This window comes from Bathymodiolus azoricus thioautotrophic gill symbiont, from assembly GCF_001298715.1.
Taxonomy (GTDB): Bacteria; Pseudomonadota; Gammaproteobacteria; order PS1; family Pseudothioglobaceae; genus Thiodubiliella.
Window position 1 is genome coordinate 1 of record NZ_CDSC02000177.1, and the last position, 962, is coordinate 962.

Here is a 962-nt window from a genome sequence, read left to right on the forward strand (position 1 = left end):
CCATAAGATTTTGTACCATTTCTTTGCCAAGATAATGGTCAATTCTGTACATCTCTTCTTCTTTAAATAAGGCAGATAAATGATTGGACAGACTAGTTGATGATTCTAAATCTCTCCCAAATGGCTTTTCTACAATCACTCTCGTCCATTTATCACTAAAAAACAACAACAAAAGAATGACATAACATATCGGTAATTTCTAACCAATAATTTTCAAACATGCTTGATTAAAAGAATATTACTGGTAATAAGCATAACTGTGAATATTCATGAGGTAAAGTACATCACATGAAATAAAGGTGAAATACATTTCCTTCAATGAACCAACTCAAAAATGCAACTTTTCAACATCATAAATCACATTGCACTCCCATACTATCCTTGTTAAATTTAACCAGAGGCTCTCAAGAGCCTGTATCGTTCACCTGGTTATAAAAAGAACCAATTGGTCCTATGTAAAAACTATGTCCTGCAGTGGTAGTCATCTTGGAATTACGATCAACATAAAAAACACAAAGTTTGTAAAGGACCTTCCAATGATTGATGCACAGTTTAGGTTCAATCAGTGCAATAGCTTCAGAAAAGAATACATTTCTGTATTTTCCCCATATGGTCCTGTGTTCATACTATGACCTGTGGTGGCAGCCATCTTGGATTTCCGATCGGCATAAAAAATAGAAATTTTGTAGAGGACCTTCCAATGATCATTCATGGGCAGTTTGATTTCAATTGTCCAAGTGGTTTCAGAGAAGAAGCATTTTGAAACATTTTTCCCATAGGGTCCAATGTTAAACTAAGTCCTGCCGTAGCCGCCATTTTCAATTTCATATCAGAACAAAAAACCTTAAGATTGTAGAGGACCATCCAATGAACATTCATGTACAGTTTGGCTTTAATCATATTTGTAGTTTCTGAGAAGAAGGCATTTGAACATTTTCCCATAGGGACCAATGTTAATCTAT

At 34.7% G+C, this 962-nt stretch carries 1 protein-coding gene and 1 pseudogene; both read right to left on the reverse strand.

What is annotated here, in order from left to right; all coding sequences use genetic code 11:
* Positions 1 to 157: pseudogene (locus BAZSYMA_RS03480) on the reverse strand (glucose-6-phosphate dehydrogenase); the annotation flags it as partial.
* A gap of 551 nt (positions 158 to 708) precedes the next feature.
* Positions 709 to 962: hypothetical protein (locus BAZSYMA_RS10205; protein ID WP_206599442.1), on the reverse strand; the 254-nt coding region annotated here is incomplete at its 5' end.